Annotated in this window: 18 protein-coding genes; 13 read left to right on the top strand and 5 right to left on the bottom strand. The window is 42.9% G+C overall.

The features are described from left to right. The first annotated feature begins 2 nt into the window (after positions 1-2). The 12 genes from BO18_RS29870 to BO18_RS29815 all read left to right on the top strand — a co-directional run bounded on the left by BO18_RS29870 (position 3) and on the right by BO18_RS29815 (position 14993). A complete protein-coding gene (locus tag BO18_RS29870) occupies positions 3-1790 on the top strand; it encodes an NAD(P)/FAD-dependent oxidoreductase (protein ID WP_034452394.1) in 1788 nt (595 codons plus the stop codon). A gap of 58 nt (positions 1791-1848) precedes the next feature. Beyond that, positions 1849-2454, top strand: a complete 606-nt coding sequence (locus BO18_RS29865; RefSeq protein ID WP_034452393.1) for a 5-formyltetrahydrofolate cyclo-ligase — start codon at positions 1849-1851, stop codon at positions 2452-2454. Next, positions 2454-3395: a helix-turn-helix domain-containing protein gene (locus BO18_RS29860; RefSeq protein ID WP_034452392.1), complete on the top strand. Its 942-nt coding sequence runs from the start codon at positions 2454-2456 to the stop codon at positions 3393-3395. The genes BO18_RS29865 and BO18_RS29860 overlap by 1 nt, the downstream gene beginning before the upstream one ends. A 250-nt stretch (positions 3396-3645) precedes the next feature. Continuing rightward, entirely contained in the window at positions 3646-5028 is a 1383-nt protein-coding gene (locus BO18_RS29855) for an ABC transporter substrate-binding protein (protein WP_034452390.1), read from the top strand. A gap of 124 nt (positions 5029-5152) precedes the next feature. Next, positions 5153-6052: a carbohydrate ABC transporter permease gene (locus BO18_RS29850; RefSeq protein ID WP_034452388.1), complete on the top strand. Its 900-nt coding sequence runs from the start codon at positions 5153-5155 to the stop codon at positions 6050-6052. Beyond that, entirely contained in the window at positions 6045-6896 is an 852-nt protein-coding gene (locus BO18_RS29845) for a carbohydrate ABC transporter permease (RefSeq protein ID WP_330379694.1), read from the top strand. The genes BO18_RS29850 and BO18_RS29845 overlap by 8 nt, the downstream gene beginning before the upstream one ends. Before the next feature lie 53 nt (positions 6897-6949). Continuing rightward, positions 6950-10015 (top strand): glycoside hydrolase family 2 TIM barrel-domain containing protein, encoded by a 3066-nt coding sequence (locus tag BO18_RS29840; protein ID WP_034452386.1) that lies wholly within the window; start codon positions 6950-6952, stop codon positions 10013-10015. 185 nt (positions 10016-10200) lie between these two features. After that, entirely contained in the window at positions 10201-11445 is a 1245-nt protein-coding gene (locus BO18_RS29835; protein ID WP_034452383.1) for a glutamate-5-semialdehyde dehydrogenase, read from the top strand. Position 11446: 1 nt separating this feature from the next. Continuing rightward, positions 11447-12532, top strand: coding sequence for a class II aldolase/adducin family protein (locus BO18_RS33825; RefSeq protein WP_051689309.1), 1086 nt, complete (start codon positions 11447-11449; stop codon positions 12530-12532). A 13-nt stretch (positions 12533-12545) separates the two neighbouring features. Continuing rightward, positions 12546-13643 (top strand): S66 family peptidase, encoded by a 1098-nt coding sequence (locus BO18_RS29825; RefSeq protein WP_051689308.1) that lies wholly within the window; start codon positions 12546-12548, stop codon positions 13641-13643. A gap of 22 nt (positions 13644-13665) precedes the next feature. Continuing rightward, positions 13666-14181, top strand: a complete 516-nt coding sequence (locus BO18_RS29820; RefSeq protein ID WP_034452381.1) for a hypothetical protein — start codon at positions 13666-13668, stop codon at positions 14179-14181. Continuing rightward, positions 14178-14993: a response regulator gene (locus BO18_RS29815; RefSeq protein WP_034452380.1), complete on the top strand. Its 816-nt coding sequence runs from the start codon at positions 14178-14180 to the stop codon at positions 14991-14993. The genes BO18_RS29820 and BO18_RS29815 overlap by 4 nt, the downstream gene beginning before the upstream one ends. Before the next feature lie 45 nt (positions 14994-15038). On the opposite strand, the gene BO18_RS36380 is transcribed toward BO18_RS29815, so the two are convergent. From BO18_RS36380 to BO18_RS29795, 4 genes are read right to left on the bottom strand one after another with little or no spacing between them, the layout of a single operon-like run. Beyond that, complete coding sequence (locus BO18_RS36380) at positions 15039-16103, bottom strand: ABC transporter substrate-binding protein (RefSeq protein ID WP_034452378.1); 1065 nt, start codon at positions 16101-16103, stop codon at positions 15039-15041. A gap of 8 nt (positions 16104-16111) precedes the next feature. Then, on the bottom strand, positions 16112-16888 hold the full coding sequence (locus tag BO18_RS36375) for an ABC transporter permease (protein ID WP_034452377.1): 777 nt from the start codon (positions 16886-16888) through the stop codon (positions 16112-16114). Then, positions 16888-17679, bottom strand: a complete 792-nt coding sequence (locus BO18_RS29800; RefSeq protein WP_034452602.1) for an ABC transporter permease — start codon at positions 17677-17679, stop codon at positions 16888-16890. The genes BO18_RS36375 and BO18_RS29800 overlap by 1 nt, the downstream gene beginning before the upstream one ends. Before the next feature lie 22 nt (positions 17680-17701). Next, positions 17702-18775 carry an ABC transporter ATP-binding protein gene (locus tag BO18_RS29795; protein WP_034452376.1) on the bottom strand — a complete coding sequence of 358 codons (1074 nt, stop codon included), beginning with the start codon at positions 18773-18775 and terminating at the stop codon, positions 17702-17704. A gap of 165 nt (positions 18776-18940) precedes the next feature. Between BO18_RS29795 and BO18_RS29790 the strand changes: the two genes are divergently transcribed. Then, positions 18941-20008 (top strand): lactonase family protein, encoded by a 1068-nt coding sequence (locus BO18_RS29790; RefSeq protein WP_034452374.1) that lies wholly within the window; start codon positions 18941-18943, stop codon positions 20006-20008. Between the two features lie 47 nt (positions 20009-20055). On the opposite strand, the gene aroC is transcribed toward BO18_RS29790, so the two are convergent. After that, positions 20056-21165: a chorismate synthase gene (gene aroC / locus BO18_RS29785; RefSeq protein WP_034452373.1), complete on the bottom strand. Its 1110-nt coding sequence runs from the start codon at positions 21163-21165 to the stop codon at positions 20056-20058. Positions 21166-21188 lie beyond the last annotated feature (23 nt).

Raw genomic sequence — 21188 nt, 5'->3', positions numbered from 1 at the left:
AAATGATCAGAGTAAGTCAGATAAAGATTCCAATTGATATAAATGACGCCAGCTGGTATCAGGATCAGGAAAAGATATATGGGCGCCTTAGAAAGAAGGTTGCAAAGACCCTAAGAATTGGCGAAGAGCAGATTGAAAGCATAAGTATTTCCAAGCATTCAATCGACGCCAGGAAAAAGCCTGAACTTTTTGATATCTATACGGTCGATGCTGTCATAAAGGCAGGAAGTGCTAACGGTAAGGGTTCCGGTAAGAATGGACTTGAAGAGAGTCTGGTAAAAAAGTGCCGCGATAAGAATGTAAGCGTTATTAAGGAAAAGAGCTATGACTTCTTTGAGAAGGTTTCAGCCAGGAAAGAATCAGAAGCAAAAGATAGTTCCACTGTGCCTGACTTGGCTTTAAATAAGCGGATTTGTATAATCGGTGCTGGGCCTGCTGGCTTGTTTTGTGGATATGAGCTGGCTATGGCGGGATTTAAGCCTATAATTTTTGAACGTGGTGCTGACGTTGAAAAGAGATGTGAGATAGTAGATAGGTTCTGGACTTCCGGAAAACTGGATGTAAAGACCAACGTTCAGTTTGGTGAGGGAGGAGCAGGAACTTTTTCCGATGGAAAGCTTAACACCATGGTTAAGGACAAGGAAGGGAGAGGCGCTGAAGCTCTTGATATCTTTGTTAAACATGGTGCTCCCGAGAGGATTAAGTATGAGTCTAAACCACATATCGGCACTGATATATTAAAGGATGTAGTAAAGAATATAAGACAGAGTATTATAGATGCCGGTGGAGAGGTGTATTTCGAGAATCAGGTGTCGGAGCTGATATTGGATGACACTAATGCGCTTAAAGGGCTTAAGGTGTCTGAGAGTATTGTAGAGTGCGACGCAGCAGTTCTTGCAATCGGCCACAGTGCCAGAGATACCTTCAAAATGCTTTATGAGAGCAAGGTGGAAATGCAGCCAAAGCCCTTTGCTGTAGGCTTTAGAGTTGAGCATCCACAAAGCCTTATTAATAAGTCCCAGTATGGAGTGGCAGATTCCAAGGCGCTTCCGGCGGCTCCATATAAGCTGACAACTACAACCAAAGAGGGCAGAGGAGTTTATTCCTTCTGTATGTGCCCCGGAGGATATGTTGTCAATGCATCTTCTGAAGAGGGGATGCTTGCTGTAAACGGAATGAGCTACAGTAAGCGAGATGGCAAAAATGCAAACTCAGCCATTATTATTACTGTAGATCCTAAGGATTTTGGCTCAGACCATGTGCTGGCAGGTGTTGAATTTCAGAGAAAGCTTGAGAAGAAAGCCTTTGAGCTTGCTGGGGGCAAGATTCCTGTTGAGCGTTACGGGGATTTCAGAAAGGCTGTGAATGCCGATAACACTGCCGTCAGGGAGCAGGGAATTTCCGGAGTGGATAACGACATGAATGATAGTGGGATTTCCGGTGTAGAATCTTTTGATTCTGAGTTTAATGATCCACAGATGAAGGGCTCTTATGAGTTTGCTGCTGTTCATGAAATACTTCCGGAGGAGCTTAACACGGCCTTTGTGGAAGGTATGGAGAAATTTGGCAGGATCATAAAGGGCTATAACGACGAAAGGGCTCTTGTTTCTGGCGTGGAGAGCAGGACCTCATCACCTGTACGTATTAACAGAGACGAAAATGGTGAATCCGTTAACATAAAGGGGCTTTTCCCTTGCGGCGAAGGAGCTGGCTATGCTGGAGGAATCATGTCAGCTGCCATGGACGGGATTCGTACAGCTGAACTTGTAGCAAAGAAGCTGCTTGATTAAGAAATGGATACGTAATTACTGATTAGATGTTGAACAATCGCACAAAGAGAAAGGTAGCATGGATAAAAAACACATAAGAAAGGCATCTCTTGCAAAGAGAGATGCCTTGACGAGAGAACAGATAGAAGAAAAGAGTAGACAGATTTTTGAAAAGCTGATGGAGCTTAATGAGTACCGGGATGCTGAGAATATCCTTGTTTATGCATCCATGCGCAGTGAAGTTTTAACTGATGACATCATTTTGGATGCGTTGGCAAACGGGAAAAAGGTCTTTTGCCCAAAGGTTACGGATAAGCCTAACGGAATCATGGAGTTTGTCAGGATCATGTCTTTGGAGGAACTGAAGGAAGGTTACTTTGGAATAAGTGAACCTGAACTTACGGATGATTCAGAAATTGCCGGAAGAGCAGGCTTTGAAGAGGGTACCGGCTGTTCAGATAAAACTTTGGTTATAATGCCTGGGGCGGCTTTTGACAGACAGTGTAATCGTATCGGCTATGGCGGGGGATTCTATGACAGGTATCTGAAAAGACATCCTGAATTTCAGACTGTTGCGCTGTCATTTGAATGTCAGATTTTGGATGAGCTGATACCGGTGGATGAATTTGATGTAAAGCCGACAGCTCTTTTAACAGAAGAAACAGCGACCTTACGGGAGATTTAATGGGAAGAAAAAAACGAGATACAATTGAATTCAGATTCTATGAGATTCCCCAGGGACAGAGCTGTCTGGCACTTCTGGGTGAAAAGTGGATCATGGTATATGGCAAGGATGATAAGTACCTTCATTTCCACAATCTCTTTGAGGTAGGCTATTGCAGGCACGGCGAGGGAGACCTGGTGTTTGATGAGAAGGTCTGCAAGTATGAGAGTGGTATGCTCTCTATTATTCCGGCCAATTATCCGCACACTACTTACAGCTCTGAAGAGAATTTCTGGGAATATATCTTTTTTGATATAGACCTGATCCTTGAACAGATATATCCGGATAATCCATCTAAGCAAAGGGAGGCCAGGGAAATAGCCAATAAGAGGGCAGATCTTCTCTATGAGTACCAGCATCCGGAGATGGGAGAGATCATCAAAAGGATTATGGAGGAGATGAGGGATAAAAAGCCCTATTATACTGAGACTACTAACAGCCTTTTGAGGGCTTTTGTTATGCTTCTTATCAGATATCAGAATACCAAAGAAGCTGATAGTGGCAGATTTAATGACGTTGAGAATCAGGGTGCCGTTATGGGTATAAGGCCTGCTCTTGAGTATATGGACAGGGAATTTGCTGAAGAGATAAAGGTGGCTAAGCTTGCGGAAATGTGTAACATGAGTGAGGCACACTTCAGGAGGATTTTCCAGGATGGAATTAACATGACTCCTATGGATTATTTGAATCTTGTCAGGATACAGAAGGCCTGCATGATAATGAATAAAACTGATCATTCTATGGAAGTTGTTGCGGCGGAATGCGGCTTTTCAACTTTTTCTACATTTAACAGGAATTTCAGAAAGTTCCTCAATACTTCGCCCTATCAGTGGAAGAAGAATAAGGACAATTATAACAACAAGCTTTTGGATTATAAGATAAATGCACTAAAGGGTTGGTGATTTAGTAACATTTCTTAAACGTTTTCGTTCACAATTTAGACATATATGATTGAAAATGCACATTTTAGATAATAAAATGTGTATTTTTTTTGAACGCTGTTGTTATAATGTACATATAACCGAAACGGAAAGGTAATGTTTCCGTCAAATTGTATAAGTCGATGTTCATCAAACTCATCTGACATTGATTTTAACAGAAATCGGTTAAACTTATCATTTTTCTAATTTCATTTTAGGGAGGGTAATAAAAATGAAAAGAAAAGCATTATCAATTTTCCTTGCATCAGCTATGTCTCTTTCAATGTTAGCTGGATGCGGAAGCGCAGCAGACAACGGATCAGCTCCTGCTGACACAACAGCTTCAGAGCCTGCAGCTACTGAGACAGCAGCTACAGAGACTGCAGCAGCTTCAGCAGATGTTGCATCTGAGGGTGAGCATGAGCTTTCAGTTTACGCTTGGGATAAGAACTTCAACATTCCTGCTCTTGAGGCAGCTGAGAAGGCTTACCAGACAGTAGATCCTGATTTCAAGCTTAACATCGTTGAGCAGTCTGCTTCATCTGACGTTGAGAACGCAATCACACTTGCTGCTTCATCAGGTGACTACTCACAGCTTCCTGACATAGTTCTTTTCCAGGATCACTACATCCAGAACTATGTAACAAACTATCCTGATGCTTGGATGGATCTTGAGGATGCTGGCATTGACTGGTCTGATTTCGGAGCTGAGAAGCTTTCATACTCAACAGTTAATGGCAAGCACTACGGAGCTCCTGTTGATAACGGAACATCTGTATTTGCTTATCGTACAGACATTCTTGAAGAGTGCGGATACACAATTGATGATGTAACTGGAATCACATGGGATCGTTGGCTTGAGATTGGCCGTGATGTAAAGGCTAAGACAGGCAAGTACCTCGTTTCTATGGATCACAACGGAGACGATCTTCCTTACATGATGATGCAGGCTGAAGGAAAGTCACAGTGGAAGGACGGCGTTCCTTACTTTGTAGGAAACGAAGACCTCAAGGCAATCCTTAACGTAATCATCACAGGTGCTAAGGACGGCGTTATCTACCTCTGCAATGACTGGTCAGAGTACACAGATACATCAATCATTGGCGATCAGGTTGCTGGTGTATTCAACGGTAACTGGATCATTCCTACAATGGAGCAGGTAGCAGAGAACAGCGGTAAGTGGGCAATCACAACAGCTCCTACACTTTCAGGTAAGGAAGGATATGCTGCTAACGGTGGTTCTTCACTCTACGTAACAGGCAACTGCTCAAAGCCTGAGCTTGCAAAGGCATTCCTTGCATACACATTCGGTGGCGGAGAAGGTGCTACCGCTACATATGATGACGCTCTTCGTAACGGTGGTGTTATCACATGCTGCATCTCAGCTTCTAAGTCTGCTGTTTACCAGGAAGGCGTTGACTTCTTCAATGGTCAGGCTATCTACACAGACATCGTTGCTATGGGTGCTAACGTTCCTGTTGTTGAGCAGAACGACTACCACTACACAGCACGTACACAGATCCAGGCTGCTATCACAAACGTAATCAACGGTGCAGACCTTGATGCAGAGCTTCAGCAGGCTGAGGATCAGGTTAAGTTCGAGATGGGCCTTTGATCACCAGGTTCGAAAGGACCTCGCCAAGTGATCTTTAGGGTTCGGCGAGAATTCATATGGGGAATCGGACTTCCGGTTCCCCATTTTTAAAGGGAAACAGTTTTTTCATAAAGGGGTATTTAAAATGGAAAAGAAGAATAAAATGGGCCTTTTGGCTAAACAGAAGGCTGCCGGATGGCTCTTTTTGGTTCTTGCATCCGCAATGATCATAGTAATGAGCTTTTATCCAATGGTTCAGGCTCTCATAACTTCATTTAAGACAGGCTCTTCAGCTAACATGCAGTGGGCATCACCACTTATTTACAACTATAAGAGAATGTTCCAGGATAAGATGTTCATGAAATCCGTGGGCAACACATTCCTGTATCTGATCGTTCAGGTACCGATCATGCTTATCCTTGCTATTTTGCTTGCACAGCTCTTAAATAATAAGGATCTTAAATTCCGCGGTCTTTTCCGTACATTCATTTTCCTTCCCTGTGCAGTTTCACTGGTTTCATATGCTCTGATCTTCAGGACTATATTTGCAACACAGGGACTTATAAACATTATTCTTACAAATCTGGGCATTATCAACGAGGGTATCAACTGGCTTGGTACAACATCAACTGCAAGAATTGTTATTATCATAGCCCTCATCTGGAGATGGACAGGCTATAACATGGTATTCTACCTTGCAGGCTTACAGAACATCGAATATTCAGTGTATGAGGCAGCCAAGATCGATGGCGCTAACGGTTGGAAGACCTTCTGGTATGTAACAGTACCTCTTCTTAGACCTGTCATCATCATGACCTTTATCATGTCAATCAACGGAACACTTCAGCTCTTTGATGAGTCCGTGAACCTGACAAACGGTGGACCGGCTAATACAACCATCACAATGTCTCATTACATTTACAATAACTCTTTTGGTCAGGGTGTAGCTAACTTTGGTTATGCATCAGCGATGTCGTTCTTTGTATTCATCCTGGTTGCTATACTGGCGATCATCAATCTGAAAGTAGGTGATACACGTGACTAATACTAAAGCACTTGATAAAGAAATAAGAAACAAAAGCGCTATTCAGAAGAGACTTATTCCTACCTATATCTTCCTGACAATAGCTTCAATATTCTCAGTATTTCCTCTGTTCTGGATGATCACAGCAGCAACAAACCAGACAGTAGATGTATCAAGAGGAAAGATTTGGTTTGGTACACACATGGTAGAGAATTTCCAGAACCTGGTTGCGAGCACAAACCTTTGGAAGTCCTTTGGAAATTCCTGCCTGTACTCAACAGCACAGACAATTCTTTGTATCCTTGTTTGCTCACTGGCTGGTTATGGCTTTGAGCTTTACCATGACAAGGGAAAAGACATACTGTTTGCAATCCTTCTTATGGCCATGATGATCCCTGGTGTTGCAACTATGATTCCTCTTTTCACCATGATGAGTAAGATGCACTTTTTGAACACGGTATGGGGCTTTGCACTTCCCGGTATTTCAACACCTTTCATGATCATGATGTTCAGACAGAATTCAAGGAACTTCCCACCGGATATAATGGAAGCAGCAAGAATTGATGGCCTTTCTGAGTTTATGATCTTCTTCAGGATGTATATGCCTGTTATGAAGTCCACATATGCTGCAGCTGCAGTTATCGTTTTCATGAATTCCTGGAACGCTTACATGTGGCCAAGAGTCGTAATGACAGATAACAGGGCTCAGACAATGCCTATGCTCATTGCTAACCTGGCAGGTGGATACACAATTGATTACGGAATGCTTATGATGGGCGTATTATTCTGCTCATTACCTACAATGATTGTATTCTTCGTACTTCAGAAGCAGTTTGCAGAAGGTATTACCGGATCTGTTAAGTAAAGTATTTGGTGCAGGAAAGGTTATCCTTTCCTGCATAAATTTAGGGGTGAATTATGAAAGAGTTTGTTTACGATATAGTTAAAGATCCTAAAACTTTTGAGCAGAACAGATTACCTGCCCATTCTGATCACGTGCCTTTTAAGTCACTTGCAGAGGCTATGACAGGGAATAGTTCTTATAGGATCAGTCTTGATGGGGTATGGCATTTTCACTATTCCAAGAATGTGGCAGATGCCCCAGCGAATTTCTATGAGATGGACTTTGATACTTCTTCCTGGGATAGGATAAGAGTTCCTGCCCATATTCAGATGGAAGGCTATGATAAGCCACAGTATGTAAATGTTCAGTATCCATGGGATGGAAGAGAAATGCTTACTCCTCCCCAGATACCTGAAAAGTTCAATCCTGTAGCAGATTATGTAAAGCTCTTTACTCTGCCTAAGGGATTTAAAGAAGAGAAGGTCTGCATTTCTTTTCAGGGTGTTGAGAGTGGCTTTGCTCTTTGGCTCAATGGAAAATATGTAGGTTACAGCGAGAATACCTTTGATCCTGCTGAATTTGACCTGACTGACAAACTTGTAAAGGGAGAGAATAAGCTGGCTGTAAGAGTGTTCAAGTGGACAAGCGGCAGCTGGTGCGAAGATCAGGATTTCTTCAGATTCTCTGGAATTTTCAGAAGTGTTTATTTATTTAGTGTACCAAAAGTTCATGTATATGACCTGTCTGTAACACCTGTAGTTTCGGCTGATCTTAAGAGTGCGTCTCTTGAGTTCAAGGCTGTAACGGAGGGCGCAGGTGTTATGGAACTAAAACTCACCAAGGATGGAGAGAAGGTTATCGAGGGTAAGATCCCTCTTTCTTCTTCAGGTGAGACCACAGGAAGCTGCACGGTTGACAAGCCACTTCTTTGGAGTGCCGAGGAGCCAAACCTTTATGAACTTCTTCTTGTTATCAAGGACAGCGCGGGATTAGTACATGAGGTTATCAGACAGAACGTTGGCTTCAGACGTTTTGAGATGAAGAATGGTCTTATGCTCCTTAACGGCAAGAGAATTGTCTTCAAGGGAGTTAACAGACACGAGTTCTCTAACAAGAATGGAAGAGTTCCTAATAAAGAGGAGCTTCTTACAGATATAATCACAATGAAGAGGAACAACATCAATGCCATCAGAACTAGTCATTATCCTGATGATTCTGCATTGTATGATCTTTGCGATAAGTATGGACTTTACCTTATTGCAGAGAATAACATGGAGACCCATGGTACCTGGGAGCCTTATCTTAGAGGTGCAAAGGGACTGGATCATGTTGTTCCAAAGGACAACCCGATTTGGGAGCCACTTCTTCTTGACAGGATCAATTCCTGCTACCAGAGGGATAAAAACCATCCGGCTATTTTGATATGGTCTGTTGGTAATGAGGCCTTTGGCGGAACAGTTATAGAGAAGATGGCAGCTCTTTTCCGTGAGCTTGATCCACACAGACTTGTTCACTACGAGGGAATTTTCAATGACAGAAGCTGCCCTGACACATCTGATATGGAAAGCCAGATGTATCCTTCCGTTGCTTCTATCAAGGAGTTCCTTAAGAATAATAAGGAAAAGCCTTTCATCTGCTGTGAGTACACCCATGCAATGGGCAACTCCTGTGGAGGAATGCATCTCTACACAGATCTGACAGATACTGAGGAGAGATACCAGGGAGGCTTTATCTGGGACTACATCGATCAGTCCATTACCAAGAAGGATCGCTATGGAAATGATTTTGAGGCCTATGGCGGTGACTTTGGTGACAGGCCAAACGACGGTAACTTCAGCGGAAACGGAATCACCTATGGTGACAGAACTCCATCTCCAAAGATGCAGGAGGTTAAGTTCAACTACCAGAATATTTCTGTTGAGTTTGATAAGAGTGGCAAGAAGTTTAAGGTAATAAATAAGAATCTCTTTGTTAACACTGATACTTTTGATGCAGTAGTTATTTTGCTGGCAAATGGAAAAGAGATAAACCGTGCTGCCATGGATATCAGCGTAGCACCTTTATCACAAAAGAGCTTTAGCGTTCCTAGGGAGCTTTTGGACGTTATTTCAGATTATGAGTCCGCTGAGTCATCTAAGGGAGCAGAGTTTGAATTTGTATTTACAGTTTCCTTCATGCTTAAAGAGGATACTCTCTGGGCTAAGAAGGGACATGAGGTTGCTTTTGGACAGACTGTATACAACAAGGTTAACTGCAAGCACAAGACAGATGAGCCTCTAAAGATAGTAATGGGCAATAATAACCTTGGAATATATGGTGATAACTTCTCAGCAATGTTCACTTATCCTACAGCTACTCTGGTTTCCTATATTTATGGTGGAAGAGAGCTGATTGAAAAAGCTCCAGCGCCTAACTTCTGGAGAGCGCCTGTAGATAATGACAATGGTTACATGATGACAAACTTCTACGCACAGTGGAAGATAGCAAGTCTCTATGCAACCCTTAAGGGACCTGAGCTTCAGATGCCTGATGTGCAGATGGGCAAGAACAGTATCACTATCAAGTACAAGTTCTTCCTGCCTACTACTCCTACAGCAGTATGCTTCGTTACTTATGAAGTATTTGGAGATGGTACCATCAGATGTGAGATGAACTATGATGCTGTAGAGGGACTTCCTGATATGCCTGAGTTTGGCATGATGTTCAAGTTAAATGCAGATTTCGACCAGCTTACCTGGTACGGCCTTGGTCCTGATGAGACCTATGCAGACAGAAAGTGTGGCGGAAAGCTTGGTATCTACAGCAATGAAGTAAAAGATAATATGGCAAGATACCTTGTGCCTCAGGAATGTGGCAACAAGTGTGATGTAAGATATGCGAAGGTAACAGACAAGAGAGGAAGGGGAATGATGTTCTTCGGAAATCCATTCTACTTCAGTGCTCTTCCTTATACACCGCATGAGATTGAGAATGCAATGCACCACTATGAACTTCCACAGGTTCACTACACAGTTGTGCGTGCTTCAATGGGTCAGATGGGTATCGCGGGTGACGACAGCTGGGGGGCTAAACCTCATCCGCAGTTTCTTCTTCCTAGAGAAGGGTCACTCAAGTTTGAGTTCTTCTTCAGGGGTATCTAAGATAAGCAGCCGGGACAAAAGTCCTGGCTGTTTTTCATTAATACGGCCTGGGCAAATCGGGAGGACTCCATAACTCGTACAGACGCCCTCCCGATTTGCCCAGGCCTTACGTAATGGAGAAATCATGGACTTTTGCCTGGCTTTATGGGATAATTTAGTGAGTTTCATATATAGGAGGAGAGCGTATGGCACTGGTGGATCTTTGTAAGAGGGCTGCAGAAGCAAAGTATGAAGTACAGAATTTGAGTACTGAGACCAAGAATAAGGCATTGTTGAAGGTAGCAGAAGAACTGGTTTCAAAATCTGCAGACATAATAAAGGCTAATGCAGTTGACTATAAGACTGGCGAGGATAATGGAATGCATCCCGGCCTATTGGACAGGCTCCTTCTTAATGAGAAAAGAATTGAGGCTATGGCTGAGGGGCTTAGGCAGGTGGCAGAGCTTTCAGATCCTATCGGTGAAGAGATTGAGGAGTTTGACAGGCCAAATGGGCTTAAGGTTAAGAAGGTTCGTGTCCCTATGGGAGTTATAGGAATCATCTACGAATCCAGACCTAATGTTACAGCAGATGCCTTTGCGCTTACTTTTAAGTCGGGGAATGCTGTTATTCTTAAGGGTGGAAGTGATGCAATCAACAGCAATATTGCCATCACTAATGTGATCCGTAAAGCTCTTGAAGAATCCGGGGTTATACCTGATGCTGTACAGCTTATTGAGGATACGGACAGGGCTGTGACCAAAGAGTTCATGACTATGAAGCAGTATGTAGATGTGCTTATCCCAAGAGGAAGTGCCGGGCTTATAAGGGCTGTCACAGAGAACTCCAATATTCCTGTTATTGAGACTGGAACAGGCAATTGCCATATTTATGTTGATAAGGAAGCGGATCTTACTAAGGCTATTCCTATTATCATAAATGCCAAGACCCAGAGGATAGGTGTGTGCAACGCAGCTGAATCTCTGGTGGTTCACGAAGATATTAAAGAGGAGTTTCTGCCTCTTTTTGCTAAAGCAATGAATGAGCATAAGGTAGAGGTGAGAGCGGATAAGGCTAGTAAGGATTTAATTGAAGGTGCTCTTGATGCTACCGAAGAGGACTTTGGAAAAGAGTATCTTGACTATATTATCTCTGTTAAGACCGTTAAGGATGTGGATGAAGCTATTGCTCACATCAATAAATACAACACAGGTCATTCAGAGGCTATCATTACTGAAAATAAAGAGACAGCGCAGAGGTTCCTTGACAGAGTTGATGCTGCCTGCGTTTATGTGAATGCTTCAACCAGATTTACAGACGGCTTTGAGTTTGGTCTGGGAGCTGAGATAGGAATAAGCACACAGAAGCTCCATGCAAGAGGACCAATGGGACTTAAGGAGCTAACCTCATACAAATACGAGATCATCGGGGAAGGACAGATCAGGGGTTAAAATGAAACATATTGATTTACAGGAAGAAAGAGAACACATAATTCAGGTATCAAGAGAGCTTCACGAGGTGGGGCTTCTTGTAAGAACATGGGGGAATATTAGTAGCAGAGTAGACAAGGATCATTTCCTTGTAACACCAAGTGGAATAAAATATGAGGACCTTACTCCGGAGATGATAAGTCTGGTTAACATTAATGACCTTTCTTTTGAGGGAGACTATAAACCCTCAAGTGAGAGTAAGGTTCATGCTTACAGCTACAAAGTAAGGCCCGATGCAGGCTTTATCGTACATACACATCAGGTTTTTGCTTCCTGCGCAGGTACTTTAGGAGTTAAAAAAGTCTTTTCATATTTTTATGATGAGGATGTAACAATTCCAGTTGCGCCTTATGCACTTCCGGGAACAGAAAAGCTTGCGGAGAATGTTGCAAGGACTCTTAATAAGTACAAGGATTCCAATGGAATCATCATGGCTAATCATGGCACACTTTGTCTTGGAGGTAATTCTAAGGAGGCAATCTTTGAAGCGGAGATGATGGAGACTGCCTGTAACGACTTCCTCATCGATGTTTGCAAGACTGACATGACCCATGGAGTTGAGGTTGGCTATAACTCTCATCTTGAAAATGGCGTGGTAGTGTATGATCAGAAGGATACGCCTGAGAGAGTAAAAAGCATCCACGAGCAGATTTACTCAAAAAGACGTGACATAAATTACATAATCCATAATAAATCTGAGGCAGTTATGACTGTTTCCAGAAGAGCCAATCACATGCGACCTCTTCTGGATGACTTTGCTCAGCTCATAGGAGTGTCGGTCAAGATTCCTAACAATGAAGATGAGATATACCACAATATCAAGAAGAATGTTAACGTGGTATTTTCTCCTAATGATGGCGCATACTGCGTTGGAAGTACTGAAGATGATGCACAGGCTGTTGCAATTGTTCTTGATAAGGGCTGCATTGCCTACATGGCAGTAATGAGAAACGGCGAGGGACATTACCTTTCAAAGCTTGAGTGCATCAAGATGAACAGACATTACAGGAAAAGCTATTCCAAGCTCGCTGACATAAACAAAGACTAAGAGGAGAAAACCTATGATCAGAAGACCTAAGAGTATCAGACCCGGAGACACCATAGGAATTACAGCCCCTTCCTTTGGGGCATCAACTGAGCCCTATAGCCTTATGCTTCCCATATCAGAAGGGAACATTGAAAAGCTTGGCTATCACATAGTAGAGGGGGAGACAGCCAGAAAAGGCGACGGTATTGGTATCAGCACAGATCCAAAAGTTTGCGGAAAAGAGCTTATGGAGTTCTATAAGAGATCGGACATTGATGCCATAATCTCTGCCGGTGGTGGAGAGCTTATGTGTGAGACCATAAGCAATGTAGATTTTGAAGAACTAAAGAACTGTCCGCCAAAATGGTTTATAGGTTATTCTGACAATACAAACTTTGTTTTCCCTTTAGTTACTATTTCTAATACCCAGGCAATCTATGGACCTTGTATCTCGGGCTTTGCTAAGGATTGGGAAGAAACTGAGAAGGATTCATTTGCAATCCTTGAGGGAACCAAAAGCTCTTTTGACGGATATAAGAGATTTATTGAGCCTGGGAAAACAGATGATACTCAAGAGGAAAAGGAAGAAGTATCTGAAGGGCCTCATGTCTATACTGAAGAGGAACTCAGAGCAACCTATGCCTTCAATGCCGACAGGGAACTGGTTTCTTTTGTCAGTGGTGAAAATGGCATGAAAGAGGCAGCTGGTGAACAGGTACAGATGGAAGGAGTACTTCTTGGAGGGTGTCTTGATATTCTGGTGAACATATGTGGCACCAGATTTGACAAGGTCAAAGAGTTCAAAAAGGAACACCCTGATATCATCTGGGTATTTGAGGCTTGCGAGCTTAACCCCATGTCAATCAGACGCAGTATCTGGTGTCTTAAGGAGGCTGGATGGCTTGATGGGGCTAAGGGATTTCTTATCGGAAGGCCTGAAGATGCCTGGAAGCAGGATCAGATTGGCTGTAACCAGTATAATGCTGTGACTGGCGTAGTCGGAGATATGGGAGTTCCTATTATAATGGATGCGGAGATCGGACACGTGGATCCAATGCTTCCTGTAATCATGGGAGCCAAGGCAAAGGTAACTGTAAAGGGCAATGATCTGAACATTACTTATATTGACTGATCACAGGACAGGAGATAAGACTATGGCATCTATGGCTAAGGATATTGATGTTAAGAAGTTTTATGATGCGATTGTAAATTTTCAGAACAGTGAGGAATGTCAGGACTTTTATTACCAGGTCATGGACATGACTACCGGCCGTAAGAATAAGAGCGGAAGTGATGAGACTGTAAGGGACAGGATCCTTAAGGCTTACGCTGTCTTGTTCTGCGAGGATGCGAATCTTGAGCCCGGAGAAAAGGCTGGTCCGCAGGAGGTTGCTGATACTGCAGACAGGCTATACATAGGGAATGCCGGCTATGATCCTGAACACTGGTATCGGATGAAGTATCATTTCCCTGTAATAGATGATGATAACTATGACAGGTTTGCAGCTTTGGTGCTTTCTGACATGAATTCCGGGCCATTACATGATGCTGCTATAAATGATGGTGATACTTTGGTTGTGGGAGAGGCTGATCCTCTTCACATGACTGCCAAGGAGCGAAAGAATCAAAAGGTAAAGGGAGTAAACCTTCCTTCAGGAGGCGAACAGTGAATATTCTGATAGTAGATGAAGACAGTGCTTCCCTGAAGAAGATCAAAGCTTTTCTATCAAAGGAGTTTCCTGATCACAACTGCTTTTACTTTGACAGTTCCCTTTCTGCACTGGCTAAGGCCAGAGAGGAAGAGATAGATGTGGCAATTCTGGATACGGAGCTTGATGAGCTGGGAGGTCTTGACCTCGGTAAGTATCTTACAGAACTGAATCCATACGTGAATCTCATATATTATTCCGAAAAAACCGACCTGGCTTTTGAAGCTATGAGACTTCATGCCAGTGGCTACGTTAAAAAGCCCGGGAAGACTGCTGATGTGAAGAAAGAACTGGAGACTTTGCGTTATCCGGAGATTCGAAAGAAGTATAAGAGAGTCTTTGCTCAGACGTTTGGAAACTTCGAACTTTTCATTGATGGTGAACCGGTGGAATTCAAGTACACCAAGACCAAGGAAATTGTGGCAATCCTTATAAATAATAAGGGAGCACAAACTACCAATGGTGAAATTATTGCTAATTTATGGGAAGACGACGGAGACCCGGAAAAGAAACTTTCCTATCTCTGTAACCTTCGCCAGGATCTCCAGAACACTTTCAACAAACACAAGCTTGATGGAATTATATTGAAACAGCGTGGAAGTATGGCCATAGCAAAAGACAGGATAGAGTGCGATCTTTATGACTGGCTTGAAAATAAAAAAGACTCCAAGTACAGATATACCGGAGATTACATGAATCAATACAGCTGGTCCGAGTTCTATCACGCAGAACTGGACGAACTCAGCTATGAACTGGATGATGAAGATTTTTGAAAAATAAAATGGGATGCCTCAGGGCATCCCATTTGCTTTGCTATATCAGTTAGCTGATTTTACTTTCATCCACTCGTCGGCGTAAAGCTTGTCGCCGTCTTCACCAAGATACTGGTATGCTTCAACCTTCATTGTGGAAAGGTCAGGGAAAGCAACCTTGGAGTTCTTGATATCCTCGTCTTCAATGTTCTTTTGAGCTTCTGTGTTAGGAGTAGAGTAGGTGATGTACTCAAAGTTCTTAAGTGCTATATCTCCACGGCACATGAAATCGATCCACTTCTCAGCGTTTTCAACGTTCTTGGAACCCTTGGTAATTACCCAGGAATCAATCCATACGTTGGTTCCTTCCTTTGGAACTACGTACTCAAGGTCAGGATTTTCTCTTGCTGTGTAGATGGCTTCTCCTGAGTAGATAACTCCAAGAGCTGCCTCTTCACCGATCATTTTATCTCTTACCTGGTCAATTACATAGGCCTGAACAAGAGGCTTCTGAGCGATAAGATCTGCTGTGGCTTTCTCAATTTCAGATGCATTCTTTGTGTTCTGGGAGTAACCATTCTTAATAAGGGCTACCATGTAGGCATCTCTTACAGAATCCTGCATAAGGATCTGGCCTGAGTATTTCTCATCCCAAAGAATGTTCCAGCTGTCTACAACGTCATCAACCATTGTCTTGTTGTAAAGGATTCCTACAGTTCCCCAACAGTAGGGAATGGAGTATTTGTTCTCGGGGTCAAAGCTCTTTGATGTTTCAAAGTACTGCTGACCGATATTCTTAGCATTTGGGATGTTGTCGAAGTTCAGGGGCTGGATCATATCATTTTCCCTGAGCTTTTGTATCATGTAATCTGAAGGACAGACAACGTCGTAGGCTGAAGTATCCTGAGCCAACTTGGCATACATGATCTCATTGGTCTCGAACATGTCATAGACAACCTTGATGCCTGTTTCTTCCTCAAACTGTCTTATTACATCCTCGTCGATGTATTCGCCCCAGTTGTAAACATAGAGCTTTCCGTTTGAGCCGGCGCTGGAAGAGCTTCCGCATCCGATCAAAAGTCCGGCAGTCATTGCGACTGCAAGTACCACTGACAGTAATCTTTTTTTCATAATTCCTCTTATTTCTCCTTTGACTTACTACTTGGTGATCTGTAAACCACCATTAACAAAACAAGCACAACAACAAATATTATAGCAGATAAGGCGTAGATCTCCGGCTGGATACCTCTTTTAACCTCGTTATAAATAAGCGTTGAAAGGGTGTCAAAACCTGATCCCTTGGTAAAGTAGGTGATGATAAAGTCATCAAGGGACATGGTAAAGGCCATCAGTGCACCTGATACAATTCCGGGTACAAGGTCCGGCAGGAGAGTCTTTACAAATGCGTAAACAGGGGTTGCTCCAAGATCCAGAGCTGCCTCGTAAACATAGAAATTCATGTTCTTTATCCTTGGTATGACGCTTAGCATTACAAATGGAATGTTAAAAGTAATGTGAGCCAGAAGGATAGTATTAAAGCCCGTTGATATGTGCAGGAATCTGAAAAGGAGCATAAGCGAAATACCTGTTACGATATCTGCGTTTATCATGGGAATATTGGTCACGCCCATTATAAGAGACCGAAGCTTGGGACTTAGGCCAATCATGGCAATGCAGGTGAAGGTACCAATAATAGTTGAGATTATGGTAGACAGCACTGCGATGGATAAGGTGTTTATCATGGCGCCTGCAACTGCCTCATCGGAAAAGAGCTGCAAGTACCATTTTAAGGTGAATCCGCCCCAGCGTGCTCTTGACTTACTTGAGTTAAAAGAGAGCACAATAAGGGTCACGATAGGAGCGTACATGAACACCAAGAGGATGCCAAGATACAGTCTTTCAAAAAACTTCTTCATCAGATTGTACCTCCTTCCTTGTCAGCCAGGTTCTCAATGATCATGTTTATAAGGATAAAGATCATAAGAACTATAGAAAGTCCTGACCCTAAGTGCCAGTCATACACCTGTGTAAACTGCTGCTCGATGATGTTACCGATAAGCAGTATCTTTGAACCACCAAGCATAGTGGAGATGGCAAAGGTTGTAAGTGCAGGAATAAATACCATGGTTATACCACTTATGATTCCCGGTAAGGAAAGTGGCAGGATTATCCTAAGGAACGTCTGTAACTGGCCGGCCCCAAGGTCTCTTGCTGCATTTATCACGTTTTCATCAATCCTGCTAAGTGCATTGTATATAGGCAGGATCATAAAGGGCAGGAAGTTATAAACCATACCAAGTATGATGGCGCCTGGTGTATTGATGATATTGATGGTAGGTAGATGCAGGAATGTAAGCACTGTGTTTATAACGCCTTTTCCCTCAAGCAGAGTCATCCAGGTGAGGGTACGAAGCAGGAAGTTCATCCACATTGGGAGAATGAACAAGGTAACAAGGAAAGTATCACGCTCCAGCTTCATGGAAGAGAGTATAAGTCCCAAAGGATAGGCAAGGATAAAGCAGATTAGAGTGCTTATAAGGGATAACTCAATTGATCTTAAAAGGGCCTTCATGTATCCGGGTTCAGCTATCCTTGCAACATTTTGAAATGTAAAACTTCCGGCATTGTCAGTAAGTCCGTAGTAAAGCACCATGCCTAGGGGCACCAGGATAAAGATCACAGCCCAGGCAATGTACGGAGATGACATAAGGCCTGATGTTTTCTTGTCTTTAAACAGTTTCACTTATGGCCTCCTCATCCTCAGACTCAGGAACATTCATGATCTGAATATTGAATGGATCTACCTTGATGCCGACCTTGGAGCCTACCTCGGAAAGCCTTGTGGAATGTACAAGCCACTCAAAACCACCGGCCTCGACATCCATTTCATAATGAACTCCCTTAAAGGTAAGTCCTGTGACAACACCCTGAAGAGATGCATTTTCAGGAGATACAAGCTCCACATCTTCAGGACGGATAACAACGTCAACGGGCTTGTTTTCACCAAAGCCCTTATCAACACAGGCAAACTTTGTTCCGAGAATCTCAACCAGCTCATCCCTTATCATAGTGGAACGGATAATGTTGGAGTCACCAATGAAGTCAGCAACAAAAGCGTTTTCAGGCTCATTATATATCTTTTCAGGAGATCCTTCCTGCTGAATATAACCCTGGTTCATAACTACGATGTGATCAGACATGGTAAGTGCCTCTTCTTGATCGTGGGTTACATAGATGAAGGTAATGCCAAGCTCTTCCTTGAGACGCTTAAGCTCATACTGCATGTCCTGACGCATCTTAAGATCAAGAGCGCCAAGAGGCTCGTCCAGCAAAAGAACTTTTGGCTCATTTACAATTGCTCTAGCTATGGCGATTCTTTGCTGCTGGCCACCTGACAGGGAATCAGGCATACGCTTTTCATAGCCTTCAAGGTTAACGAGCTTGAGGGCATAGCTGATTTTGTCTTTTATATACTTGTCAGATTTATTTTTTATCTTAAGACCAAAAGCAATGTTCTCGGCTATATTCATGTGAGTGAAGAGAGCATACTTCTGAAATACTGTGTTGAGCTGCCTTTTATTTGGTGCAAGATCTGTGATATCCTTGCCGTCGAAGATAACCCGGCCCTGTTCAGGTTTTTCAAAACCACCGATGATCCTTAACGTTGTGGTCTTTCCACAGCCTGAAGGTCCAAGCAGTGTAACAAAAGAGTTCTCATATATAGAGAGATTAAGGTCATCAAGGATTACCTGACCATCATAAGATTTTGTGATGTGTTCAAGAGTAATAAGATCTTTGCCCATTATTGCGCTCCTACATTAATATAGTAAAATTCAATCTACTTTATTTTAATAGAGTGAGTGTGAGTGTCAATTACTTTTTTTGATATATTTAAAGTTTGTTGCACTTGTGATAGAATGTGATAAATAAAGGATTTTTCATATTTGTATTTATTAGGAGGCGCTTTCGTGGCAGCAAAAGACAAGTATGTAGCTTATGTGTCCAGCTACACATCAGGTTTAGGCACAAAATACGGTATCAGGATCTATGATGTAGATCTCAAGAATGGAAGACTGACCGAGAAGCAGAAGGTTGAGATCACAAACTCTTCTTATATCGGTATCTCACATGATAACAAGACTCTTTATTCCATTACTGATGAAGGTGTTGAGGCATATCATATTCTTCCTGATGGAGGCCTTGAATTCATTAATGAGGCATCTATAAATGGTATGCGTGGCTGCTATGTTAATGAGGATCAGACAGATCACTTCCTTTCTACAGCAGGTTATCATGATGGCAAGGTTACAATCTTAAGACTTAATGAGGATGGCAGCATCGGTGAGATCACAGATGAAAGATATCACAAGGGCCTTGGCACAGCTGCCGGAAGGAACCATGTTCCTCACGTCCAGTGCATAAAGGTTTCCAAGGACAACAAGTATCTTCTTGCTGCTGATCTTGGAATGGACAGGATAAATATCTACTCACTTAACCAGGAGACCGGCAAGATCAAGGAAGTGGATGTTATCCACTGCGATCAGGAATCTTCACCAAGACATATGCAGTTCTCAAAGGAAGGCAAGTTCCTCTATGTATGTCTTGAACAGAAGTGTGCTATTGATGTATATGAGTATCATGAGGATGAGAATGGTATGCCTGAGTTTAATAAGATTCAGGAAGTTAGCAATTCTGACGAGGCAGACTCAATCGGTGTTGCATGCAGCGCACTGACATTCTCAGAGGATTATAATTATCTGGTAAGCTCTACAGCAGGTGAAAACAATGCTATTGTTTATAAGGTTGATAAGGAGTCAGGTCTTCTTACTAAGAAGATCCAGCTTCCTGTAGCAGGAGAGTATCCTAAGGATGTAGCTCTTTTCCCTGATAACAAGCACCTTGTTTCACTTAACCATGAGTCAGATTCAATGACATTCTTCACTGTAGATATGGATGCAGGAACAATGGTAATGAACGGACCGGAGATTCCTGTAACTCGTCCTAATTGCATAGTATTCCACAAACTGGAAGGATAACAAAAACAAGGCTGTCACTTAAGCGACAGCCTTTTTTATTCTTACAATCAATTCTTTTGCCCAAGATAGAATCCCATAATTCCCTCAACCTTTGAAGACATATTGCTGATCATAAGATCGAGAAGAGTAATGGCGCACATGGATTCAACTACAACAACGGCTCTTGGAACAACAACAGGGTCGTGACGGCCCTTTACGTTGATTTCAATGTTTTCACCGTCTTTGTTTATGGTGTCCTGGGTCTTGGCAATGCTTGGGGTAGGCTTTACATAAGCTCTAACGACGATCTCACTTCCATCGGAAAGTCCTCCCAGGATTCCGCCGGCGTGATTGGTTTTCTTTGTGACCTTAGAACCAACAGTTTCAAAAGGGTCGTTGTTTTCTGAACCATACATGGAAGCCACTTTGCAGCCATCACCTATTTCTACTGCTTTGACAGCGCCAATGCTCATTACAGCATGGGCCAGGAGAGCATCCAGCTTATCAAAAACAGGCTCACCGATACCTGCAGGAACACCTGTAATCCGGCATTCTATCACGCCTCCGAGAGAGTCGTTGTTCTGGCGGGCTTGTTCAATGAGGTCCATAGCTCTTTTATCTGCTTCATAGTCAGGCATGACGGTAGGAGTCTTGAGCCTTACATCCATATCTGCCTTGGCCAGGTCTATTTCAACATTTCCAATAGATCTGGTATAGGCGCAAACCTTTATGCCCATTATTCCAAGCAGCTTTGAGCAAAGAGCTCCGGCAGCAACTCTTGCCACGGTCTCTCTTCCGGAGGATCTTCCGCCACCTCTGTAATCCCTGAAACCATACTTCTGATCAAAACCGTAATCAGCATGACCTGGACGGTAGTAGGAGGCTATATCATTATAGTCAGCAGAATTCTGAGATAAATTCTGTACCATCATGGATATGGGACTTCCGGTAGTTTTGCCCTTAAAGACACCGGAAAGTATCTCAACCAGATCATCTTCCTTCCTTGATGTGGTAGCACTTGAAGTTCCAGGCTTTCTTCGATCCAAAAAGACCTGAATGTCTTCCTCCTTCAGATCAAGCCCTGCAGGGAAACCATCAATCACACATCCTAAAGCCTTTCCATGGGATTCGCCCCAAGTAGAAACAGTAATATTTTTGCCGAAAGTAGAACCTGCCATTGCCATACCTCCTACGTTATTCT

The organism is Butyrivibrio sp. AE2032, from assembly GCF_000702965.1.
Note: the sequence above shows the minus strand (reverse complement) of the source record. Positions and strands in the feature narration are given on the sequence as shown.

What these genes read in the sequence shown, in the direction of transcription:
- BO18_RS29870 (WP_034452394.1), top strand. Translation starts at nt 3, where the DNA reads ATGATCAGAGTAAGTCAGATAAAGATTCCAATTGATATAAATGACGCC.
- BO18_RS29865 (WP_034452393.1), top strand. Translation starts at nt 1,849, where the DNA reads ATGGATAAAAAACACATAAGAAAGGCATCTCTTGCAAAGAGAGATGCC.
- BO18_RS29860 (WP_034452392.1), top strand. Translation starts at nt 2,454, where the DNA reads ATGGGAAGAAAAAAACGAGATACAATTGAATTCAGATTCTATGAGATT.
- BO18_RS29855 (WP_034452390.1), top strand. Translation starts at nt 3,646, where the DNA reads ATGAAAAGAAAAGCATTATCAATTTTCCTTGCATCAGCTATGTCTCTT.
- BO18_RS29850 (WP_034452388.1), top strand. Translation starts at nt 5,153, where the DNA reads ATGGAAAAGAAGAATAAAATGGGCCTTTTGGCTAAACAGAAGGCTGCC.
- BO18_RS29840 (WP_034452386.1), top strand. Translation starts at nt 6,950, where the DNA reads ATGAAAGAGTTTGTTTACGATATAGTTAAAGATCCTAAAACTTTTGAG.
- BO18_RS29835 (WP_034452383.1), top strand. Translation starts at nt 10,201, where the DNA reads ATGGCACTGGTGGATCTTTGTAAGAGGGCTGCAGAAGCAAAGTATGAA.
- BO18_RS33825 (WP_051689309.1), top strand. Translation starts at nt 11,447, where the DNA reads ATGAAACATATTGATTTACAGGAAGAAAGAGAACACATAATTCAGGTA.
- BO18_RS29825 (WP_051689308.1), top strand. Translation starts at nt 12,546, where the DNA reads ATGATCAGAAGACCTAAGAGTATCAGACCCGGAGACACCATAGGAATT.
- BO18_RS29820 (WP_034452381.1), top strand. Translation starts at nt 13,666, where the DNA reads ATGGCATCTATGGCTAAGGATATTGATGTTAAGAAGTTTTATGATGCG.
- BO18_RS36380 (WP_034452378.1), bottom strand. Translation starts at nt 16,103, where the DNA reads ATGAAAAAAAGATTACTGTCAGTGGTACTTGCAGTCGCAATGACTGCC.
- BO18_RS36375 (WP_034452377.1), bottom strand. Translation starts at nt 16,888, where the DNA reads ATGAAGAAGTTTTTTGAAAGACTGTATCTTGGCATCCTCTTGGTGTTC.
- BO18_RS29800 (WP_034452602.1), bottom strand. Translation starts at nt 17,679, where the DNA reads ATGTCATCTCCGTACATTGCCTGGGCTGTGATCTTTATCCTGGTGCCC.
- BO18_RS29795 (WP_034452376.1), bottom strand. Translation starts at nt 18,775, where the DNA reads ATGGGCAAAGATCTTATTACTCTTGAACACATCACAAAATCTTATGAT.
- aroC (WP_034452373.1), bottom strand. Translation starts at nt 21,165, where the DNA reads ATGGCAGGTTCTACTTTCGGCAAAAATATTACTGTTTCTACTTGGGGC.